At 59.4% G+C, this 19,077-nt stretch carries 20 protein-coding genes; 12 read left to right on the forward strand and 8 right to left on the reverse strand.

Translation table 11 applies throughout. The annotated features are described in order from the left end of the window. Positions 1 to 171: 171 nt before the first annotated feature. Positions 172 to 1,266, reverse strand: coding sequence for an iron-sulfur cluster carrier protein ApbC (gene apbC, locus J5M56_RS10695; protein ID WP_186477598.1), 1,095 nt, complete (start codon positions 1,264 to 1,266; stop codon positions 172 to 174). A 156-nt stretch (positions 1,267 to 1,422) separates the two neighbouring features. On the opposite strand from apbC, the gene metG reads away from it, so the two are divergent. The 4 genes from metG to J5M56_RS10715 all read left to right on the forward strand — a co-directional run bounded on the left by metG (position 1,423) and on the right by J5M56_RS10715 (position 4,850). Further along, complete coding sequence (gene metG, locus J5M56_RS10700) at positions 1,423 to 3,462, forward strand: methionine--tRNA ligase (protein ID WP_207936807.1); 2,040 nt, start codon at positions 1,423 to 1,425, stop codon at positions 3,460 to 3,462. A gap of 49 nt (positions 3,463 to 3,511) precedes the next feature. Continuing rightward, complete coding sequence (locus J5M56_RS10705) at positions 3,512 to 3,817, forward strand: hypothetical protein (RefSeq protein ID WP_207936808.1); 306 nt, start codon at positions 3,512 to 3,514, stop codon at positions 3,815 to 3,817. Between the two features lie 114 nt (positions 3,818 to 3,931). Next, the gene (nth, locus tag J5M56_RS10710; protein WP_060477835.1) at positions 3,932 to 4,570 is read left to right on the forward strand and encodes an endonuclease III; all 639 of its coding nucleotides are present in this window, start codon (positions 3,932 to 3,934) and stop codon (positions 4,568 to 4,570) included. Positions 4,571 to 4,673: 103 nt separating this feature from the next. Beyond that, on the forward strand, positions 4,674 to 4,850 hold the full coding sequence (locus J5M56_RS10715; protein WP_186477595.1) for a hypothetical protein: 177 nt from the start codon (positions 4,674 to 4,676) through the stop codon (positions 4,848 to 4,850). A gap of 42 nt (positions 4,851 to 4,892) precedes the next feature. On the opposite strand, the gene J5M56_RS10720 is transcribed toward J5M56_RS10715, so the two are convergent. Continuing rightward, positions 4,893 to 5,519 carry a response regulator transcription factor gene (locus J5M56_RS10720; RefSeq protein WP_060477836.1) on the reverse strand — a complete coding sequence of 209 codons (627 nt, stop codon included), beginning with the start codon at positions 5,517 to 5,519 and terminating at the stop codon, positions 4,893 to 4,895. A gap of 303 nt (positions 5,520 to 5,822) precedes the next feature. On the opposite strand from J5M56_RS10720, the gene J5M56_RS10725 reads away from it, so the two are divergent. Further along, entirely contained in the window at positions 5,823 to 6,266 is a 444-nt protein-coding gene (locus J5M56_RS10725; RefSeq protein WP_186477594.1) for a hypothetical protein, read from the forward strand. Positions 6,267 to 6,335: 69 nt separating this feature from the next. On the opposite strand, the gene J5M56_RS10730 is transcribed toward J5M56_RS10725, so the two are convergent. Together J5M56_RS10730 and J5M56_RS10735 are read right to left on the reverse strand one after the other, a co-directional pair. Next, the gene (locus J5M56_RS10730; protein ID WP_060477838.1) at positions 6,336 to 7,553 is read right to left on the reverse strand and encodes an argininosuccinate synthase; all 1,218 of its coding nucleotides are present in this window, start codon (positions 7,551 to 7,553) and stop codon (positions 6,336 to 6,338) included. Positions 7,554 to 7,695: 142 nt separating this feature from the next. After that, entirely contained in the window at positions 7,696 to 8,631 is a 936-nt protein-coding gene (locus J5M56_RS10735; protein ID WP_207936809.1) for an OmpA family protein, read from the reverse strand. Positions 8,632 to 8,761: 130 nt separating this feature from the next. Here J5M56_RS10735 and pyrC point away from each other — a divergent pair, with 130 nt between their 5' ends. Together pyrC and rnt are read left to right on the forward strand one after the other, a co-directional pair. Further along, positions 8,762 to 9,808 carry a dihydroorotase gene (gene pyrC, locus J5M56_RS10740; RefSeq protein WP_060477840.1) on the forward strand — a complete coding sequence of 349 codons (1,047 nt, stop codon included), beginning with the start codon at positions 8,762 to 8,764 and terminating at the stop codon, positions 9,806 to 9,808. Further along, on the forward strand, positions 9,805 to 10,479 hold the full coding sequence (gene rnt / locus J5M56_RS10745) for a ribonuclease T (protein WP_060477841.1): 675 nt from the start codon (positions 9,805 to 9,807) through the stop codon (positions 10,477 to 10,479). The genes pyrC and rnt overlap by 4 nt, the downstream gene beginning before the upstream one ends. A gap of 180 nt (positions 10,480 to 10,659) precedes the next feature. Here rnt and J5M56_RS10750 read toward each other — a convergent pair whose 3' ends face one another. Beyond that, the gene (locus J5M56_RS10750) at positions 10,660 to 11,262 is read right to left on the reverse strand and encodes a peroxiredoxin C (RefSeq protein WP_060477842.1); all 603 of its coding nucleotides are present in this window, start codon (positions 11,260 to 11,262) and stop codon (positions 10,660 to 10,662) included. Between the two features lie 214 nt (positions 11,263 to 11,476). Between J5M56_RS10750 and J5M56_RS10755 the strand changes: the two genes are divergently transcribed. Next, the gene (locus J5M56_RS10755; protein WP_060477843.1) at positions 11,477 to 11,698 is read left to right on the forward strand and encodes a bacterioferritin-associated ferredoxin; all 222 of its coding nucleotides are present in this window, start codon (positions 11,477 to 11,479) and stop codon (positions 11,696 to 11,698) included. A 201-nt stretch (positions 11,699 to 11,899) separates the two neighbouring features. Next, a complete protein-coding gene (gene bfr / locus J5M56_RS10760; RefSeq protein ID WP_060477844.1) occupies positions 11,900 to 12,376 on the forward strand; it encodes a bacterioferritin in 477 nt (158 codons plus the stop codon). A 57-nt stretch (positions 12,377 to 12,433) separates the two neighbouring features. Here bfr and grxD read toward each other — a convergent pair whose 3' ends face one another. Both grxD and J5M56_RS10770 read right to left on the reverse strand, forming a co-directional pair. After that, positions 12,434 to 12,769 (reverse strand): Grx4 family monothiol glutaredoxin, encoded by a 336-nt coding sequence (gene grxD / locus J5M56_RS10765; RefSeq protein WP_010952251.1) that lies wholly within the window; start codon positions 12,767 to 12,769, stop codon positions 12,434 to 12,436. A 91-nt stretch (positions 12,770 to 12,860) separates the two neighbouring features. Further along, positions 12,861 to 14,969 carry a molybdopterin oxidoreductase family protein gene (locus tag J5M56_RS10770; RefSeq protein WP_207936811.1) on the reverse strand — a complete coding sequence of 703 codons (2,109 nt, stop codon included), beginning with the start codon at positions 14,967 to 14,969 and terminating at the stop codon, positions 12,861 to 12,863. A gap of 385 nt (positions 14,970 to 15,354) precedes the next feature. Here J5M56_RS10770 and argF point away from each other — a divergent pair, with 385 nt between their 5' ends. Both argF and J5M56_RS10780 read left to right on the forward strand, forming a co-directional pair. Then, positions 15,355 to 16,275: an ornithine carbamoyltransferase gene (gene argF / locus J5M56_RS10775; RefSeq protein ID WP_060477846.1), complete on the forward strand. Its 921-nt coding sequence runs from the start codon at positions 15,355 to 15,357 to the stop codon at positions 16,273 to 16,275. Then, complete coding sequence (locus J5M56_RS10780; RefSeq protein ID WP_060477847.1) at positions 16,272 to 17,381, forward strand: ABC transporter ATP-binding protein; 1,110 nt, start codon at positions 16,272 to 16,274, stop codon at positions 17,379 to 17,381. Before argF ends, J5M56_RS10780 begins: the two co-directional genes overlap by 4 nt. A gap of 37 nt (positions 17,382 to 17,418) precedes the next feature. Here the strand turns inward: J5M56_RS10780 and ybaK are convergent, their stop codons facing one another. Then, a complete protein-coding gene (gene ybaK / locus J5M56_RS10785) occupies positions 17,419 to 17,889 on the reverse strand; it encodes a Cys-tRNA(Pro) deacylase (RefSeq protein WP_186477589.1) in 471 nt (156 codons plus the stop codon). A gap of 301 nt (positions 17,890 to 18,190) precedes the next feature. Between ybaK and J5M56_RS10790 the strand changes: the two genes are divergently transcribed. Then, complete coding sequence (locus tag J5M56_RS10790) at positions 18,191 to 19,042, forward strand: MIP/aquaporin family protein (protein ID WP_186477588.1); 852 nt, start codon at positions 18,191 to 18,193, stop codon at positions 19,040 to 19,042. Positions 19,043 to 19,077: the final 35 nt, after the last annotated feature.

The following is a 19,077-nucleotide window of genomic DNA, read 5'->3' on the forward strand; positions in this document are numbered from 1 at the left end:
CTTTCAAAAAAACCCGCCTTCTGGCGGGTTTTTTTATGCCTGACTGCTAATCAGCGCCCGTGCCGTACCCCGCGTCGCTTGGTTCGCGGCTGAACTCACGCCGCAATCACGGCACATGATTTGGGGTGAGCTGCAACCTTCGAGCTCACCCGCAAAATGCACACGCTACCTTCAATCTTCGCTGATGGTGATGCTCGGCATTGCCGGTGCGGCCGCTTCCTGCAGCACGATCCGTGCGCCTACCTGGCGCGCCAGCTCTTGATAGACCATGGCAATCTGGCTTTCCGGCTCGGCGATCGCGGTCGGTTTGCCGCTGTCGGCCTGCTCGCGGATCAGCATCGATAGAGGCAACGAGGCCAGCAGGTCGACACCATACTGCGCCGCCAGCTTTTCACCGCCACCCTCGCCGAACAAATGCTCGGCATGGCCGCAGTTCGAACAGATGTGCACGGCCATGTTCTCCACCACGCCCAGCACCGGGATGTTGACCTTGCGGAACATTTCCACACCCTTCTTGGCATCCAGCAATGCCAAGTCTTGCGGTGTGGTGACGATCACCGAGCCTGCCACCGGCACTTTCTGCGCCAACGTCAGCTGGATATCGCCAGTACCCGGCGGCATGTCGATGACCAGATAATCCAGATCGTCCCAGGCGGTCTGAGTCACCAATTGCAGCAGCGCACCCGATACCATCGGCCCACGCCAGACCATTGGGGTGTTGTCATCGGTGAGAAACGCCATGGACATCACTTCCACGCCATGGGCCTTGATCGGCACGAACCATTTCTGCTCGCGGATCTGCGGGCGGGTGCCTTCGGGAATGCCAAACATCACGCCCTGGCTGGGGCCGTAGATGTCGGCATCGAGAATACCCACGCGGGCCCCCTCACGGGCCAGGGCCAGCGCCAGATTGGCCGCGGTGGTCGACTTGCCGACACCACCCTTGCCCGAGGCCACGGCAATGATGTTCTTGACGTTGGCCATGGCCGGGACTTGCGCCTGAGCCTTGTGCGTGGCGATCTGACAGTCGATCGCCACCTGTGCAGCACTGACCCCATCGAGGTTTTCGATGGCGGTCTGCAGCACCTGGGCCCAGCCATTTTTGAACAGGCCCGCGGCATACCCCAGTTGCAGTTGCACAGTGACCTGTCCGGCCTGGATGTCGATCGCGCGCACGCAACCGGCGCTGACTGGGTCCTGGTTCAGGTAAGGGTCGGTGTACTGGCGAAGCACGCCTTCGACGGCGGCACGGGTGACGGCACTCATGGACACTCCCATTGGCAAACTGAGTACGAAACAGGCGCCTATCCTAACCCGTCAATCGTCAGCAGATGCGCGCTTGGGGTGAAATATCTTTGCTGGGCCTTTATAGTGGCCGATCACCCTCATCTTTACCTGAGCCAGATAAGTAGCCGAGCCACCATGTCCGAGCCACGCCAGATTCTCGTCACCAGCGCCCTGCCCTATGCCAATGGATCCATCCACCTTGGCCATATGCTGGAATACATCCAGACGGACATGTGGGTGCGCTTCCAGAAGCTGCGCGGCAACCAGTGCATCTACGTTTGTGCCGACGATGCCCACGGCTCAGCCATCATGCTGCGCGCAGAAAAGGAAGGCATCACCCCGGAACAGCTGATCGCCAACGTCCAGGCCGAACACAGCAGCGACTTCGCCGACTTCCTGGTGGACTTCGACAACTTCCATTCGACCCACAGTGACGAAAACCGCGAACTGTCGGAACTCATATACACGCGCCTGCGCGACGCCGGGCATATCGCTACCCGTTCGGTGACTCAGTACTTCGACCCAGAGAAGGGCATGTTCCTCGCCGACCGCTTCATCAAGGGCACTTGCCCGAAGTGCGCCGCTGAAGACCAGTACGGCGACAATTGCGAAAAATGCGGCGCCACCTACGCCCCAACCGAACTGAAGAACCCCAAGTCGGCCATTTCCGGTGCCACTCCGGTGCTGCGCGATTCCCAGCACTTCTTCTTCAAGCTGCCGGATTTCCAGGCCATGCTGCAGCAATGGACCCGTAGCGGCACGCTTCAGGACGCAGTCGCCAACAAGCTGGCCGAATGGCTGGATGCCGGCCTGCAAGAGTGGGACATTTCCCGTGATGCGCCTTATTTCGGTTTCGAGATCCCGGGCGAGCCGGGCAAGTACTTCTACGTCTGGCTCGACGCACCGATCGGCTACATGGCCAGCTTCAAGAACCTGTGCGCACGTCGTCCGGAACTGGATTTCGATGCGTTCTGGAACGAAGGCTCGAAGGCCGAGCTGTACCATTTCATCGGCAAGGACATCGTCAACTTCCACGCCCTGTTCTGGCCGGCCATGCTCGAAGGCGCAGGCTTGCGCAAACCGACGGCGGTCAACGTACACGGGTACCTGACCGTCAACGGCGCGAAAATGTCCAAATCCCGCGGTACGTTCATCAAGGCACGCACCTACCTGGACCACCTGCAGCCGGAGTACCTGCGTTACTACTACGCCGCCAAGCTCGGCCGTGGCGTCGATGACCTTGACCTGAACCTCGAAGACTTCGTGCAGAAGGTCAATTCCGATCTGGTCGGCAAGGTGGTCAATATCGCCAGCCGCTGCGCAGGCTTCATTCACAAGGGCAATGCCGGCGTGATGGTTGCAGGCGATGCAGCGCCGGAGTTGACCGAGGCCTTCCTCGCCGCTGCTCCATTGATCGCCGAGGCCTACGAGAGCCGCGACTTCGGCCGTGCAATGCGCGAAATCATGGCCCTGGCCGACCGCGCCAATGCCTGGATCGCCGACAAGGCGCCTTGGTCGCTGGCCAAGCAGGAAGGCAAGCAGGAAGAGGTCCAGGCCATTTGCGCTCAGGGCATCAACCTGTTCCGCCAGTTGGTGATCTTCCTCAAGCCGGTGTTGCCGCTGCTCGCCGCTGATGCCGAGGCATTCCTCAACGTAGCGCCACTGACCTGGAACGACCATCAGTCGCGCCTGGAAAACCACCAGCTGAACCCGTTCAAAGCACTGATGAGCCGTATCGAACCGGCCAAGATCGAAGCCATGATCGCCGCCAGCAAGGAAGATCTGCTGGCCGCCGAAACACAGGCGCCAGTCGGCAATGGTGAACTGGCCAAAGACCCACTGTCGGCCGAGATCGAGTTCGACACCTTCGCCGCCGTCGATCTGCGCGTGGCGCTGATCGTCAAGGCGCAAGCCGTACCCGGTGCCGACAAACTGCTGCAGCTGACCCTGGACATCGGTGACGAGCAGCGCAATGTGTTCTCCGGCATCAAGTCGGCCTATCCAGACCCTTCCCAGCTTGAAGGCCGCCTGACCATGATGGTCGCCAACCTCAAACCGCGCAAAATGCGCTTTGGTGTGTCTGAGGGCATGGTCATGGCCGCAGGGCCTGGCGGTGAAGAGATCTACCTGCTCAGCCCTGACAGCGGCGCCAAGCCAGGTCAGCGCATCAAGTAACCTACCCTGCCCCGGCCTGATCGCCGGGGCAACTTCCTCTGCGGCAGCCATGCCAGGCTTCACGGTGACCGGTGGTCAACGGTGCGCCTGGGCTACCGGGTTTCTGGGATGCCTGGCTCACAGCCCCGAGCAGCTTCAAGCTCGTGCGCTGCGACGTGAGCATGCGCGCCAGCGCATCGAACAACGCAGCGCACGCCTGCAGCGCAATAAAGAGAGCCGTGAAGCCCAGCGCCCCGCGGTCGAAGATGCCGGTGCACAGGGCGCCGCAGACACGATCAAGGCCGCCCTCGAACGGATCAAGGCCAGCCAGACCGGCCTAACCGCTACTAAACAACGTCATTACCAAGCAAAGTGATGACCACGCCTTGCGAGGTGCCGACAGATGCACCGCTGATGCTAGGTCAGCTGCTGGCCTAGTACACTTGGCGGCCGCCTAACTTCACCTGCCTTCAAGGAAAGCGTTGACCCCATGAATGCCGCCAAACGCCTGGAGATTTTTCGCAGGCTGCACGAAGACAACCCCGACCCCAAAACGGAACTTGCGTACAGCACCCCGTTCGAGCTTCTAGTTGCCGTGACGCTTTCGGCCCAGTCCACCGATGTTGGCGTCAACAAGGCCACTGCGCGCCTGTTTCCAGTTGCCAACACACCGCAAGCCATCCATGCGTTGGGAGTCGAGGGGCTGAGCGAATACATCAAGACCATCGGCCTTTACAACAGCAAAGCCAAGAATGTCATCGAGGCGTGCAGGTTGCTGATCGAGCGCCATGGCGGCGAAGTCCCACAAACCCGTGAAGCCCTGGAAGCGTTGCCGGGTGTGGGCCGCAAGACGGCCAATGTCGTGCTCAATACCGCCTTCCGCCAGCCAACCATGGCCGTGGACACCCATATTTTCCGGGTCAGCAATCGCACTGGCATCGCGCCGGGCAAGACAGTGCTCGAAGTGGAAAAGAAGCTGATCAAGTTCGTCCCCAAGGACTACCTACTCGACGCCCACCATTGGCTTATCCTGCATGGGCGCTATGTCTGCCAGGCACGTAAGCCTCGCTGCGGCAGCTGCCGCATCGAAGACCTGTGCGAATACAAGCACAAGGCATGCGACGATTGAGCCAATAGCAAAAAACCGGTGCAGCGATTGAAAAAATCTTTTTTACCAGGCTGCGCTTTCTCGCTATAAGGACGGCCAATGGCCCTTTGGCGTGGAGCGACTCATGAGTACAGATAAAGAAGAGCTGTCTATCGAAGATGACTTTGTCACTGCTGATGACGACGTAGAGCCTCAGGTGGAACCTGCCAAGACCAACCTGAGCAAGCGCCGTACCATCGACAACCTGCTCGAGGAGCGGCGCCTGCAGCGGCAACTGGCCGATTTCGACTACGACCTGTAATCCACACTAAGCCACTGTGTCGCGGGCGTGGTACATGCTGACTCAGTTCAGATCGTGGCGCCGGGCGAGTTCGATCAGGTCTACCAGCGACTGGGCATTGAGCTTTAGCAGCAAGCGCGTCTTGTAGGTACTGACCGTCTTGTTGCTGAGGAACATGCTGTCGGCTATCTCCTTGTTCGACCGCCCCTTGGCAAGCTGCTGCAGCACCATCATTTCACGCGCCGACAAGCGCTCGACCATCTCCGCTTCGCTAGCCCCGCCCACCCGGCCGCGTGACTTGTGCAGCGCCTGGTTCGGGAAATAGCTATATCCCGAAAGTACAGCCTTGATGGCACTGAGCAGCTCGGTGAGCTCTTGCTGCTTGCACACATAGCCCGAAGCTCCCGCCTGCATGCAGCGCATCGAGAAATGCCCAGGCGCCTGAGACGTCAGCACCAGCACACGGCTGCCAGGGCATGCAGCGGCCAGCCGGGCGATCACCTCCAGTCCATCGAGCTTGGGAATGCCGATATCGAGCACGACGACATCGGGATGGTGTTCGCGAGTGAGCTGCAGGGCCGCTATGCCGTTGTCGGTCTCTGCGACAACATCGTACCCATGCCGCTCCATCAGCATGCGCACTGCCAAGCGTATGACCGGATGATCATCCACGATAAGGACTTTATTCATGCGATATCCATTATTCGTTATTTGCTTTGACGACAGCCTCACCATAACCGAGCAGGACACTCAAAGGCGCGCACAATCTCCGCACAAATAGCCGAATAGATGAACCTTACATCTGTTTCGGAATTTTCCTACAAGAAAAAATTCACAGCCCCCAGGGATAGTACTTACAAGCAAGCAGATCAAACCCTCAGTCAGTCACACAGTGATGACTCGACCGAGATTTTGTTCACACGGAAATACTCCAGAATTTGGCTGAGGCGATGAGTAGGTTATTGATAAGCAGAACCTGCAGGAGTCGAGGACATGACTGATAATCAACCTGTTGCGCCATTAACCTTAATTGCCATCTTCGCCGGCATCATTGAAGCTTCTGCATTGGCAACCCTGCCGTTTCTCAGCGAGAAAAGTCAGACTTATTACACTTGGTTCCTTGTAGGGTTTCCATTCTTTCTGACAGCGCTGTTCTTTTTAACCCTGAACTTCAACGCCAAATCGTTTTACATGCCTGATACAGCTGAACAGAAACATCCAGTCGAACCCGCGATGCATGTGGAAAGCCGCGACACGGTGACCATGATGTTCTCAGGCCCCGAGGCGCAGAAACTGATCCAGCAGCAGATCATGCAAGCCATTGCCCTGCCATCCAGGGATAACAGGCAGTGGCGCTTGTGCAATGTGGACTTGCAACAATGCGTAAATCTGTCGATCACGGCCTTGCCGCAGGAGGTGACCAGTGCCCGGGCGTAAGTGCTGATTCGCACTCAAAAAAAAAACCCCGGCCGAAGCCAGGGTTCATTTACCAGGTCAGCCCGGTGCTCAGAGCATCCCGCGGCCTTTGTTGGCAGCGATTCGCATGCGCAGCGCATTGAGCTTGATGAAGCCGGCAGCATCGGCCTGGTTGTAGGCGCCGCCATCTTCTTCGAAGGTCGCGATGTTGGCATCGAACAGCGAGTCGTCGGACTTGCGGCCAACAACGATCACGTTGCCCTTGTACAGCTTGAGGCGAACGACGCCATTCACGTTGACCTGCGAAGCGTCGATCATCTGCTGCAGCATCAGGCGTTCCGGGCTCCACCAGTAACCGGTGTAGATCAGGCTGGCGTACTTAGGCATCAGCTCGTCTTTCAGGTGAGCGACTTCGCGGTCCAGGGTGATCGACTCGATGGCACGGTGAGCCTTGAGCATGATGGTACCGCCAGGGGTTTCGTAGCAACCGCGGGACTTCATGCCCACGTAGCGGTTTTCCACGATATCCAGACGGCCAACACCGTTGGCGCCGCCAATACGGTTCAGCTCGGCGAGCACGGTGGCCGGGCTCATGTCGACGCCGTCGATGGCGACGATGTCACCGTTGCGGTAGGTCAGCTCCAGGTAGGTGGCCTGGTCGGGTGCGTTCTCTGGCGAGACGCTCCAGCGCCACATGTCCTCTTCGTGCTCGGTCCAGGTGTCTTCCAGAACGCCGCCTTCGTAGGAGATGTGCAGCAGGTTGGCGTCCATCGAGTAAGGCGACTTCTTCTTGCCGTGGCGCTCGATCGGAATGCCGTGCTTCTCGGCGTAGTCCATCAGCTTCTCGCGGGACAGCAGGTCCCACTCACGCCAGGGCGCGATCACCTTGACACCCGGCTTCAGCGCGTAGGCACCCAGCTCGAAGCGAACCTGGTCGTTACCTTTGCCGGTAGCGCCGTGGGAAATGGCATCGGCGCCGGTTTCGTTGGCGATTTCGATCAGGCGCTTGGCGATCAGCGGGCGGGCGATGGAAGTACCCAGCAGGTACTCACCTTCATAGACAGTGTTGGCGCGGAACATCGGGAAGACGAAATCGCGCACGAATTCTTCGCGCAGGTCGTCGATGTAGATCTCTTTGACGCCCATCGCCTGAGCTTTGGCGCGGGCCGGTTCGACCTCCTCGCCCTGACCCAGGTCAGCGGTGAAGGTCACCACTTCACAGTCGTAGGTATCCTGCAGCCACTTGAGAATCACCGAAGTATCAAGGCCGCCGGAATACGCCAGTACGACCTTTTTTACGTCCGCCATGCCATCACTCCACGGGGTTGTACGGAAAAGGCCCGATTCTACCGGCCTTGCCGGGAAATTTACAGTGGCGCGACAGCTTGTGACGACAAAGCGACAAGAACTGTCGGCCGCGCGACGTCTGCCGGTAACTCCCTTTTTACCCCTATAGGGCCTTGGCTTGCGGCGCAGGGGCAGTCGCCGGGGGAGCAGCTTGCTGGACAACGGCAGCAGCTGGCTTTTCCACGGGTGCTACTCGATCCAGTTCGATGTTGACCCGTCGATTGCGCGCCCGATTGGCTGGGCTGTTGTTCTTCACCAGTGGGTAGCGCTCGCCGTGAAAGCGCACCACGATCTGCTCTTCTGGTACCCCATGGGCCTTGAGGTAATCAGCCACCGCCAACGCGCGCCGCCGCGAGGTATCGCGGTTGGTCAGGCGATTGCCGCTGTTGTCGGAATGGCCATTGAGCTCGATATGATTCACGCTCGGGTCGGCCTTGAGGTAATCGAGGAGCACATCCAGCCGGGCGCGAGCGTCGGCACTGAGGTCGAACCCGCCGCCTGGGAAGCCGACCTGGGTCTGGCGTATCTGGTCGTAATTCATTGCCAACAACTTGCTGGTACACACTTGATAGTCGCTGTAGGCCTTGACGAAGCTCACCGGCAACACTCGCACTTCCGTCGGGCGCCCACCCTCGCCGCTGTAGTTGCGCACCACCGTACTGCGGCCGTCAAGAAGCCCATTGATCAGGCGGCTGGCCTGGCTTTGCGACGAACTGAACAGCACTCCGCTGCGCGCCATGCGTACTGCGCCCAGATTGACGTCGCCACGGCCTGGTTGCCAAGGCGCCGCAGCAGCTAGCAGCGTGGCTGACCCTGCGCCCAGCACGTTGCTGGCCGAGCGCAGCTGGAACACCGGCTGCTCACCTGCCTTGCGCACGAACTCGCCACTGCCGAAGCCTTCGATCGGCTGGATCAGCCGGCATTCGAACTGGTCACCCTCGACCTTCCAGGCGACATTCTCGATGCGGGTCTGGAACGTCATGGCGCCGGCCGGCAGGCTGGCGACAAGGGTCAACAGGGCTAGGTAATGCTGGCGCACGGGCGGCTCCACAAATTCAGACGGCTCACAGGCAGGCTATCGGGCGCGTGCCGGAAAACTTGATAGCCGTGCTCGGGCCGGGGTTTTCCGGTAGCATTGGGGCCTGAGTTCGACCCGCCTGGAATCCCCAATGTCCGATCGCCTGACCCTCCTGCGTCCCGACGACTGGCACATCCATCTGCGCGATGGTGCCGTCCTGCCCCATACCGTTGGCGATGTGGCGCGTACTTTCGCCCGTGCCATCATCATGCCCAACCTGGTCCCGCCGGTGCGCAGTGCCGTAGAAGCCAGTGCCTACCGCGAGCGCATCCTTGCCGCCCGCCCGGCTGGCAGCCGCTTTGAACCGCTGATGGTGCTGTATCTCACCGACCGCACCAGCCCCGAGGACATCCGTGCGGCCAAGGCCAGCGGCATCGTGTACGCAGCCAAGCTGTACCCGGCTGGAGCCACGACCAACTCCGACTCGGGCGTGACCAGCATCGACAACATCTTCCCCGCTATCGAGGCGCTGGCAGAAGTGGGCATGCCGTTGCTGGTTCATGGTGAAGTGACGCGCAGCGAGATCGATGTATTCGACCGCGAGAAGCGCTTCATTGACGAGCACATGCGCCGCCTGGTCGAACGCTTCCCGACCCTCAAAGTAGTGTTCGAACACATCACCACCGGCGACGCCGCACAGTTCGTCAGCGAAGCGCCTGCCAACGTCGGCGCGACCATCACCGCTCAGCACCTGCTGTACAACCGCAACCACATGCTGGTCGGCGGTATCCGCCCGCACTTCTACTGCCTGCCGATCCTCAAGCGCAATACCCACCAGGTAGCGCTGCTGGATGCGGCCACCAGTGGCAACCCCAAGTTCTTCCTCGGCACCGACTCGGCACCGCACGCCCGTCACGCCAAGGAAGCTGCCTGCGGTTGTGCCGGCTGCTACACAGCTTACGCGGCGATCGAGATGTACGCCGAGGCGTTCGAACAGCGCAATGCGCTGGATAAACTGGAAGGCTTCGCCAGCCTGCACGGCCCGGCTTTCTATGGCCTGCCTGCAAACACCGATACCATCACCCTGGTCCGCGAAGAATGGACCGCTCCGGACAGCCTGCCATTTGGCGAGCAGACCGTAATCCCGCTGCGCGCTGGTGAAAAACTGCGCTGGCGCCTGCTGGAGGACAACGCGTGAGCGAAGACCTCTACGAAGACGATCAGGACAGCCAGGGCGGCAGCGGCTCGCGCCACCCCATGGCCGAACGCTTCCGCGGTTACCTACCGGTAGTAGTGGACGTCGAGACCGGCGGTTTCAACAGCGCAACCGACGCACTGCTGGAAATTGCCGCCGTGACCATCGGCATGGACGAAAAAGGCTTTCTGTTCCCTGAGCACACCTATTTCTATCGGGTAGAACCGTTCGAAGGGGCCAACATCGAGGCGGCTGCGCTGGAGTTCACCGGTATCAAGCTGGACCACCCGCTGCGCATGGCAGTGAGCGAGGAAAGCGCGCTCACCGACATCTTCCGCGGCGTGCGCAAAGCGCTGAAGGCCAATGGCTGCAAGCGAGCGATTCTGGTCGGCCACAACAGCAGCTTCGACCTGGGTTTCCTCAATGCAGCGGTAGCGCGCAACGATATCAAGCGCAACCCGTTCCATCCGTTTTCCAGCTTCGACACCGCAACCCTGGCTGGCCTGGCGTACGGCCAGACGGTACTTGCACGCGCTTGCCAGAGCGCCGACATCGACTTCGATGGTCGTGAAGCGCACTCGGCCCGTTACGACACCGAAAAGACTGCCGAACTGTTCTGCGGCATCGTCAACCGCTGGAAAGAACTGGGCGGCTGGCGCGACTTCAGCGACTAAGCCCGATTCCTGGAGCACTTTGCGAGGCCTAGCTGAATGCTAGGCACAAAAAAACCGGCCACCAGGGCCTAGTACCAGTCAGTCAAGGTTTGATGCTTATCCATTGGGGCTGCAACGCAGCCCCAATTGGCTTGACAGTCAGGCACTAGCCAACGGGGCCGGTTTTCATACGCAGGGCAATTACAGCTTGCCAGCGTTCTCGCTCAGGTAAGCAGCAACGCCTTCTGGCGAAGCGGTCATGCCCTGGTCGCCTTTTTTCCAGTTGGCAGGGCAGACTTCGCCGTGCTCTTCGTGGAACTGCAGGGCATCAACCAGGCGCAGCAGCTCGTCCATGTTGCGGCCCAGCGGCAGGTCGTTGACGATCTGCGAACGCACGACACCGTTGGTGTCGATCAGGAAGGCGCCACGGAACGCTACGCCGCCCTCGGACTCCACGTCGTAAGCCTTGCAAATTTCGTGGGTCATGTCGGCAGCCAGGGTGTACTTGACCGGGCCGATACCGCCGGCGTTCACCGAGGTGTTGCGCCATGCGTTGTGGGTGAAATGCGAGTCGATCGAAACACCAATCACTTCAACGTTGCGCGCTTGGAAATCAGGAATGCGGTTGTCCAGCGCGATCAGCTCGGACGGGCAGACGAAGGTGAAGTCCAGTGGGTAGAAGAACACCAGGCCGTACTTGCCCTTGATGGCCGAGGCCAGGTTGAAGCTGTCGACGATCTCGCCGTTGCCGAGCACGGCTGGGACGGTGAAGTCGGGGGCTTGTTTGCCAACGAGTACGCTCATTGTAATCTCCTGATGAGGGTGAAAAACCGTTTGCCGGGCCAAGGCAGGCCTGCCCGACATCCAACAAAGGCTGACCATCATACACGGCTTCCCGTGACAGGCCGAATGCAACCGTCGGTCGCTCAAGGCAAGCGCCTTCTGAAAGTGCTTTGACAAGCATTCTCATTAACATTAAGCTCCAATCCATCGACTCAACCCCGCGATGGTCAGCCCTATGTATGTGTGTCTTTGTGTCGGCGTCACCGACGGACAGATCCGCGATGCGATCTATGAAGGATGCTGCAGTTACAAGGAAGTCCGAGCGGCGACCAACGTCGCCAGCCAATGTGGCAAATGCGCTTGCTTGGCCAAAGAGGTGGTTCGCGAGACCCTCACCGAGTTACAGGTGAGCCAGCACGCCGCCCTGCCCTACCCAGTGGAATTTTCTGCAGCCTGATATTACAGAATTCGAAGAACCGGACCCTGCGTCCGGTTTTTTTATGCCTGCATATCAATAAGTTAGCGCTCCAACGCGGTTCACAAACATTCTTATTCCTATTAATTTTCATTTATTATTCAATCACTTAGGTTTGACAGCCTTGGGTAACGCGCTCAAACTTCACTGAATTGGCACATTTCCACAGGGCAGGAACCCGGCATGAAAGGCGACGTAAGCGTCATCCAGCATCTCAACAAGATCCTCGGAAACGAGCTGGTCGCGATCAACCAGTACTTCCTGCACGCACGCATGTACGAAGACTGGGGCCTGAACAAACTCGGCAAGCACGAGTACAAGGAATCCATCGATGAGATGAAGCACGCTGACAAACTGATCAAGCGTATTCTCTTCCTCGAAGGCATTCCTAACGTTCAGGATCTGGGCAAGCTGCTGATCGGCGAGCACACCAAAGAGATGCTCGAATGCGATCTGAAAATCGAACAGAAAGGCCTCATCGATCTCAAAGCCGCCATTGCCCACTGCGAAACCGCTGGCGACTTCGGCTCCCGTGACATGCTGGAAGATATTCTCGAGTCCGAAGAAGAGCACATCGACTGGCTGGAAACCCAGCTCGGCCTGATCGACAAGATCGGCATCGAGAATTACCTGCAGTCGCAGATGGGTGAAGAGTCATAAAATTCGCCAGCCATAAAAAACCCGCATTCAGCGGGTTTTTTTATGGCTGGCGCAAGCTCAGGCTTCAGAAGCCTTGGCTTTAGCGGCTGCGTCTTTGATCAAGGTCTGCAGCTCACCCTTTTCGAACATTTCCAGCATGATGTCGCTACCACCCACCAGCTCACCGGCTACCCACAGCTGCGGGAAGGTCGGCCAGTTGGCGTATTTTGGCAGGTTGGCGCGGATTTCCGGGTTCTGCAGGATGTCGACGTAGGCGAACTTCTCGCCGCAACCCATCACAGCCTGCGAGGCACGCGCAGAAAAGCCACACTGGGGGGCATTCGGCGAGCCTTTCATGTAAAGCAGAATGGTGTTGTTGGCAATCTGCTCTTTGATCGTTTCGATGATATCCATGTAGCACCTCGGCTGAACTTTCCGACGCGATCGTCGGCACGGTGACGCATTGTAACGGAAAGCCGAGCGGCATGCTCGGCCTTACCGTGGCTCAGGCCGCCTCTACATCCACCGGCACGCCATTGAGGGCCGCATTACCGGAAACCTGATCGCGCAGGTGCTCATCTGTGAGGTCGTTGGCACTGACACCTGCTTGAGCCTGGGCGACCTGTAACTGCACGCCCGTTCGCCCATGGCCAAAACCATGGGGCAAGCTGACAACACCGGGCATCATGTCCTCACAAGCCTGAACCTCGACCTCCAGAGAACCGGTACGTGAACGAACCCGCACACGCTGGCCGTCGTGTAGTCGACGTTGCAGCAAGTCCTGCGGATGCATCAGCAATTGATGGCGCGGCTTGCCTTTGACCAGCCGATGATAGTTATGCATCCATGAGTTGTTGCTGCGTACGTGGCGACGGCCAATCAACAGCAACTGGGCTGGCGCCCCAGGCGCCTGCCCGGCCAAGCGCTGCAAGTCATCCAGCACCACCTGCGGCGCCGCTTCGACGGTTTTGCTGGCAGTTGCCAGGCGCCCCTGCAAGTTGGCGCGCAACGGGCCAAGATCGAGGCCGTGAGGATGCTCATCCAAGGCCTGCAGCGAAAGATTCCAGACACTGCCTTGACCATAACGCCCTCTGCGAAGCGCAACATCGATCATCTGAGCCGGCGCGATGGTGGGCTTGAGCTCCACGCCGGCACGTTTGGCGAACGCCTGGGCAAGGCCGACGAAAATTTCCCAGTCATGCAAAGCACCATCGGGCTTGGGCAGGATGGCGCGGTTGAAGCGGGTCACATTGCGTACGGCCAGCAAGTTGAAGGTGCTGTCGTAGTGATCGTTTTCCAGCGCCGTTGTCGAAGGCAGGATCAGGTCGGCATGGCGGGTGGTTTCGTTGATGTAGAGGTCGATGCTGAGCATGAACTCCAGGCCTTGCAACGCCCCGTCCAATTGCCTGCCGTTGGGCGTGGACAGCACCGGATTACCAGCAACCGTCACCAATGCCCGCACCTGGCCTTCGCCTGCGACCAACATCTCCTCGGCCAGGGCCGCTACCGGTAATTCTCCCCCGTACTCGGGCAGGCCTGACACTCGGCTCTGCCAGGCGTTGAAATGACCCCCTGAGGTCGTCGAAACAAGATCCACCGCAGGTTCGGTACACAGCGCCCCGCCTTCACGATCCAGGTTGCCGGTAACCAGGTTGATCACCTGCACCAGCCAATGGCAAAGCGTGCCGAAAGTTTGGGTTGAAACACCCATGCGCCCATAGCAGACCGCTTTGTCGGCAGATGCGAAGTCCCGAGCCAAGCGGCGAATGGCGGTGGCCTCGATCCCGCAGTGGGCACTCATCGCCTCCGGCGTGAATGGCACGATCGCTTCACGCACCTGATCCAACCCGCTTACTGGCAAATGCGAACCACGCGCCAGTTGCTCGTCGAACAGCGTGTTGAGCAGACCACAGAGCAAGGCAGCATCGCCGCCAGGCCGAATGAATAGATGCTGGTCTGCAATAGCCGCAGTTTCGCTGCGCCGGGGGTCGACCACCACCAGACGACCGCCGCGGCCACGCAAGGCCTTCAGGCGCTTTTCGACATCCGGTACGGTCATGATGCTGCCGTTGGATGCCAGCGGGTTGCCACCGAGGATCAGCATGAAATCGGTATGGTCGATATCCGGTATCGGCAAAAGCAGGCCGTGGCCATACATCAGGTGACTGGTCAGATGCTGCGGCAACTGGTCGACCGACGTGGCGGAAAACCGATTACGGGTCTTGAGCAGGCCGAGGAAGTAGTTGCTGTGAGTCATCAGCCCGTAGTTATGCACACTTGGGTTGCCTTGATACACCGCCACTGCGTTGCGCCCGTATGCCTGCTGGATTTCCCACAGCCTGTCGGCGGCCAGTGCGAATGCCTCGTCCCAGCCGATCGGCAGCCACTGGTTGCCCACCCGCCTGTGGGGCTGGCGCAAGCGATCCGGATCATTCTGAATATCCTGAAGCGCTACCGCCTTGGGGCAGATATGCCCGCGGCTGAACGGGTCGGCGGCGTCGCCTTTGATCGAACTGATCAGGGCCTGACCTTCGTCTCCCTGGCGGATCTCGATATTCAGCCCGCAGATCGCTTCACACAGGTGACAGGCACGATGATGCAAGGTTGTGGTCATGGCCGCCTCTGCCTTGTTGTAGTGAGGAGTCGTCAAACCCTGACTATGCACCGCGGCCCTTGCTCCGACCATCGCACTTCAAGACATGAATCGCACGACATCAGGCGCACGATTCGCGACAGGCATTTGCCAAATCGCCAGCAAGCCGTGTACAAACTGCTGTAGCAAATAAAAAACAGCACAGGCCAAAGGGTTACGACAACCCTTGCAACATCCTTTAGATGGAGCTGCTGTTTCCCCTCTTGGTTTCAGGCGACATTTAATTATAGTATTGCGCCTTTCCCAATTTTGTCCGCCCCGTGCGGCTTACGCCGCAGGTCATCCCCCGTTGTTAAAAAAAACTGCACGGTCGACCTGCATACTGTTGCAAATAAGGTAGTCAATCATGAGCGCTAGGCACTTTCTCTCCCTGCTGGATTTCACCACCGACGAATTGCTCGGTGTGATCCGCCGAGGCATCGAGCTGAAGGACCTGCGCAAACGCGGCGTGCTGTTCGAGCCCCTGAAGAATCGCGTTCTGGGCATGATCTTCGAGAAATCCTCGACCCGTACTCGCGTATCCTTCGAGGCCGGCATGATCCAACTGGGTGGCCAGGCGATCTTCCTTTCGCCCCGTGACACTCAATTGGGCCGTGGCGAGCCGATCGGTGACAGCGCCATCGTGCTATCGAGCATGCTCGATGCCGTGATGATCCGCACCCACGCCCATAGCACCCTGACCGAATTCGCCGCCAAGTCCCGGGTACCTGTGATCAACGCTTTGTCTGATGAGTCTCACCCGTGCCAATTGCTGGCAGATATGCAGACTTTCCTCGAACATCGCGGCTCGATCCAGGGCAAAACCGTGGCGTGGATCGGTGACGGCTTCAATATGTGCAACTCCTACATAGAAGCGGCCAAGCAGTTCGATTTCCAGTTGCGCATCGCCTGCCCCGAAGGTTACGACCCTGACCCGCGCTTCGTGGCCCTGGGCGGTGACCGTGTGCAGGTCGTCCGTGATCCGCGGCAAGCTGTGCAAGGTGCGCATCTGGTGACCACGGATGTCTGGACTTCCATGGGCCAGGAGGAGGAAACTGCACGGCGCCTGGCGCATTTCGCGCCTTACCAGGTCACCCGCGCACTGCTCGACCTGGCGGCACCCGACGCCCTGTTCATGCACTGCCTGCCCGCCCACCGTGGCGAGGAAATCAGCCATGATCTGCTAGACGACCCTCGTTCGGTCGCGTGGGATCAGGCTGAAAACCGCTTGCATGCACAAAAGGCCCTTCTCGAATTCCTTGTAGAACCGGCTTACCACCACGCATGAGTCAACCCCTATTGCTCAACCTGCGCAACCTCGCCTGCGGTTACGGCGAGCAGCGCATCGTCCAGAACCTCAATCTGCACCTGAACGCAGGCGACATCGGTTGCCTGCTGGGTTCCTCCGGTTGCGGCAAGACCACCACCCTACGCGCCATCGCCGGCTTCGAGCCGGTGCATGAAGGCGAGATCCAGCTGGCAGGTGAGGTGATTTCCCGTGCAGGCTTCACGCTGGCACCGGAAAAGCGCCGGATCGGCATGGTGTTTCAGGATTACGCACTGTTCCCGCACCTGACCGTCGCGCAGAACATCGCCTTCGGCATCGCCAAGCACCCGAAGCAGGCGCAGGTGATCGACGAGATGCTCGAACTGGTCAAGCTGGGCGGTCTCGGCGGCCGCTACCCCCACGAGCTGTCGGGCGGTCAACAACAGCGCGTCGCTTTGGCCAGGGCCCTGGCACCCGAACCACAACTGCTGCTGCTCGACGAACCGTTCTCCAACCTTGACGTCGAGCTACGCCGGCGCCTGAGTCACGAGGTGCGCGATATTCTCAAGAGCCGCGGCACCAGCGCGATACTGGTGACCCATGACCAGGAAGAAGCGTTTGCCGTGAGCGACCACGTGGGCGTATTCAAGGAAGGTCGACTGGAGCAGTGGGATACCCCCTACAACCTATACCACGAACCTCAGACGCCGTTCGTGGCCAGCTTCGTCGGCCAGGGCTACTTCATCCGTGGCCAGATGAGCAGCCATGAAGCGGTCAACACCGAACTGGGCGAGCTGCGTGGCAACCGCGCTTACACAATGGCGCCGGGCAGTTCGGTGGATGTATTGCTGCGCCCGGACGACATCGTTCCTGCACCTGGCAGCGCACTTCAGGCGAACATCGTCGGCAAGAGTTTTCTGGGTGCATCGACACTGTACCGCTTGCAGTTGCCAACTGGCAGCCAACTCGAAGCGATCTTTCCAAGCCATATCGACCATCAGGTCGGTGAACAGGTAGGGATCGCGGTCAAGGCGGAGCATCTGGTGTTGTTTGCGGTACCCGGCAGCGTCTCGGCGCAGTTGTCTCGTCAGGAAAATGGCGTACGCCGCTACAGTTCCACGAACTGACACCGGTATGAAGGGCCGCGTTGCGGCCCCGATGCACCTACCCCTTGCCGATTGCAGCGAACGCGCCCTGGGTATGTTGGGCCAGCACAGCCGCTGCCAGTTCGACCTCCAAGCCACGACGCCCGGCGCTGACGTGAATGGTTGTAAAGTTTTGCGCCGATTCATCAATGAACGTGCGCAGGCGCTTCTTCTGCCCGAGCGGGCTTATGCCACCCACTAGATACCCCGTCGCCCGCTGCGCTGCCGCCGGGTCGGCCATTTCGCATTTCTTGACGCCGGCCGCATGGGCTAGGGCCTTCAGATCGAGGGTTCCGATCACCGGCACCACCGCAACCAACAACTCACCTTTTTCGCTGCTCGCCAGCAAGGTCTTGAACACCTGTTGCGCATCCAGACCGAGCTTCTCTGCTGCCTCAAGGCCATATGACGCCGACTTGGGGTCGTGTTCATAGCTGTGCACGCGGTGTTCGGCGCGAACTTTCTTCAGCAAATCGAGTGCAGGGGTCATGCGGTGCTCCAGTCTGGGACAGGTCGCGGCTACTTTAGGGCAATTCCTACACTCCAGCTAGCTAATGGCTGACGCACCTCTCTAAATCAGGGATCAGCCTTTAAATATGCGATCAAAACGTGACTGACCGTTCACTTTCGACCTTTGACATCAGCGTTTCTTGTCTATATTTTTTCGTTTCTGAATAAAGGGTGCCCTTTTAAGGTGCGCTTATGTACATCTGCCTGAAGTCAATGGGGATAGGCATCAGGCTTTGCTGTCGAGCGCTTAGCGCCTCACAACAAAAACAACGAGGTCACACATGACGACTGCTCTACGCGAACCCACACTGTCCAGCCAATGCCTGGCCGAGTTCCTCGGCACCGCCTTGTTGATCTTCTTCGGTACCGGATGCGTCGCCGCACTCAAGGTCGCCGGCGCCAGCTTCGGGCTGTGGGAAATCAGCATCATCTGGGGCGTCGGTGTCAGCATGGCGATCTATTTCACGGCTGGTATTTCCGGTGCGCACCTGAACCCGGCAGTGAGCATTGCGCTCACGCTTTTCGCCGGCTTCGACAAGCGCAAACTCCCGTTTTACGCCCTTGCCCAGGTATGCGGCGCCTTTTGCGGCGCAGCGCTGGTCTATACCCTGTACAGCAACCTGTTCTTCGATTACGAACAAGCCCACAGCATGTTGCGCGGCAGCGCCCAGAGCCTGGAGCTGGCCTCGGTTTTCTCGACCTACCCACACCCAGCACTCTCCACCGGCCAGGCATTTCTAGTCGAAGTGGTTATCACCGCAATCCTCATGGCGGTGATCATGGCTCTGACCGATGACAACAACGGCCTGCCACGGGGGCCGATGGCACCGCTGCTGATCGGGCTGCTGATTGCAGTGATTGGCAGCGCCATGGGCCCTTTGACCGGCTTCGCGATGAACCCAGCCCGGGATTTCGGGCCAAAATTGATGACCTTCCTGGCCGGCTGGGGTGAAATCGCCTTCACTGGCGGCCGGGACATTCCGTACTTTCTGATCCCGGTGTTCGCACCGATCGTCGGGGCTTGCCTGGGTGCCGCGTCCTATCGCGGCCTTATCGCCCGCAACCTGCCAATGGTGCCAAGCCCAAGTGGCGAGACAACCGACAATCGCCAGGGCGATACTCAAGCCAACTGATGCAAGCGCCCTGAACTCCTCTTTATGCAAGGCCT

The organism is Pseudomonas sp. 51_B, from assembly GCF_017491595.1.
In the GTDB taxonomy this organism is placed as follows: Bacteria; Pseudomonadota; Gammaproteobacteria; order Pseudomonadales; family Pseudomonadaceae; genus Aquipseudomonas; species Aquipseudomonas promysalinigenes.

Excerpts from the sequence above, each read along its gene's own strand:
- apbC (WP_186477598.1), bottom strand. The coding sequence starts at position 1,266 with ATGAGTGCCGTCACCCGTGCCGCCGTCGAAGGCGTGCTTCGCCAGTAC.
- metG (WP_207936807.1), top strand. The coding sequence starts at position 1,423 with ATGTCCGAGCCACGCCAGATTCTCGTCACCAGCGCCCTGCCCTATGCC.
- J5M56_RS10705 (WP_207936808.1), top strand. The coding sequence starts at position 3,512 with ATGCCAGGCTTCACGGTGACCGGTGGTCAACGGTGCGCCTGGGCTACC.
- nth (WP_060477835.1), top strand. The coding sequence starts at position 3,932 with ATGAATGCCGCCAAACGCCTGGAGATTTTTCGCAGGCTGCACGAAGAC.
- J5M56_RS10715 (WP_186477595.1), top strand. The coding sequence starts at position 4,674 with ATGAGTACAGATAAAGAAGAGCTGTCTATCGAAGATGACTTTGTCACT.
- J5M56_RS10720 (WP_060477836.1), bottom strand. The coding sequence starts at position 5,519 with ATGAATAAAGTCCTTATCGTGGATGATCATCCGGTCATACGCTTGGCA.
- J5M56_RS10725 (WP_186477594.1), top strand. The coding sequence starts at position 5,823 with ATGACTGATAATCAACCTGTTGCGCCATTAACCTTAATTGCCATCTTC.
- J5M56_RS10730 (WP_060477838.1), bottom strand. The coding sequence starts at position 7,553 with ATGGCGGACGTAAAAAAGGTCGTACTGGCGTATTCCGGCGGCCTTGAT.
- pyrC (WP_060477840.1), top strand. The coding sequence starts at position 8,762 with ATGTCCGATCGCCTGACCCTCCTGCGTCCCGACGACTGGCACATCCAT.
- J5M56_RS10750 (WP_060477842.1), bottom strand. The coding sequence starts at position 11,262 with ATGAGCGTACTCGTTGGCAAACAAGCCCCCGACTTCACCGTCCCAGCC.
- J5M56_RS10755 (WP_060477843.1), top strand. The coding sequence starts at position 11,477 with ATGTATGTGTGTCTTTGTGTCGGCGTCACCGACGGACAGATCCGCGAT.
- bfr (WP_060477844.1), top strand. The coding sequence starts at position 11,900 with ATGAAAGGCGACGTAAGCGTCATCCAGCATCTCAACAAGATCCTCGGA.
- grxD (WP_010952251.1), bottom strand. The coding sequence starts at position 12,769 with ATGGATATCATCGAAACGATCAAAGAGCAGATTGCCAACAACACCATT.
- J5M56_RS10770 (WP_207936811.1), bottom strand. The coding sequence starts at position 14,969 with ATGACCACAACCTTGCATCATCGTGCCTGTCACCTGTGTGAAGCGATC.
- argF (WP_060477846.1), top strand. The coding sequence starts at position 15,355 with ATGAGCGCTAGGCACTTTCTCTCCCTGCTGGATTTCACCACCGACGAA.
- J5M56_RS10780 (WP_060477847.1), top strand. The coding sequence starts at position 16,272 with ATGAGTCAACCCCTATTGCTCAACCTGCGCAACCTCGCCTGCGGTTAC.
- ybaK (WP_186477589.1), bottom strand. The coding sequence starts at position 17,889 with ATGACCCCTGCACTCGATTTGCTGAAGAAAGTTCGCGCCGAACACCGC.
- J5M56_RS10790 (WP_186477588.1), top strand. The coding sequence starts at position 18,191 with ATGACGACTGCTCTACGCGAACCCACACTGTCCAGCCAATGCCTGGCC.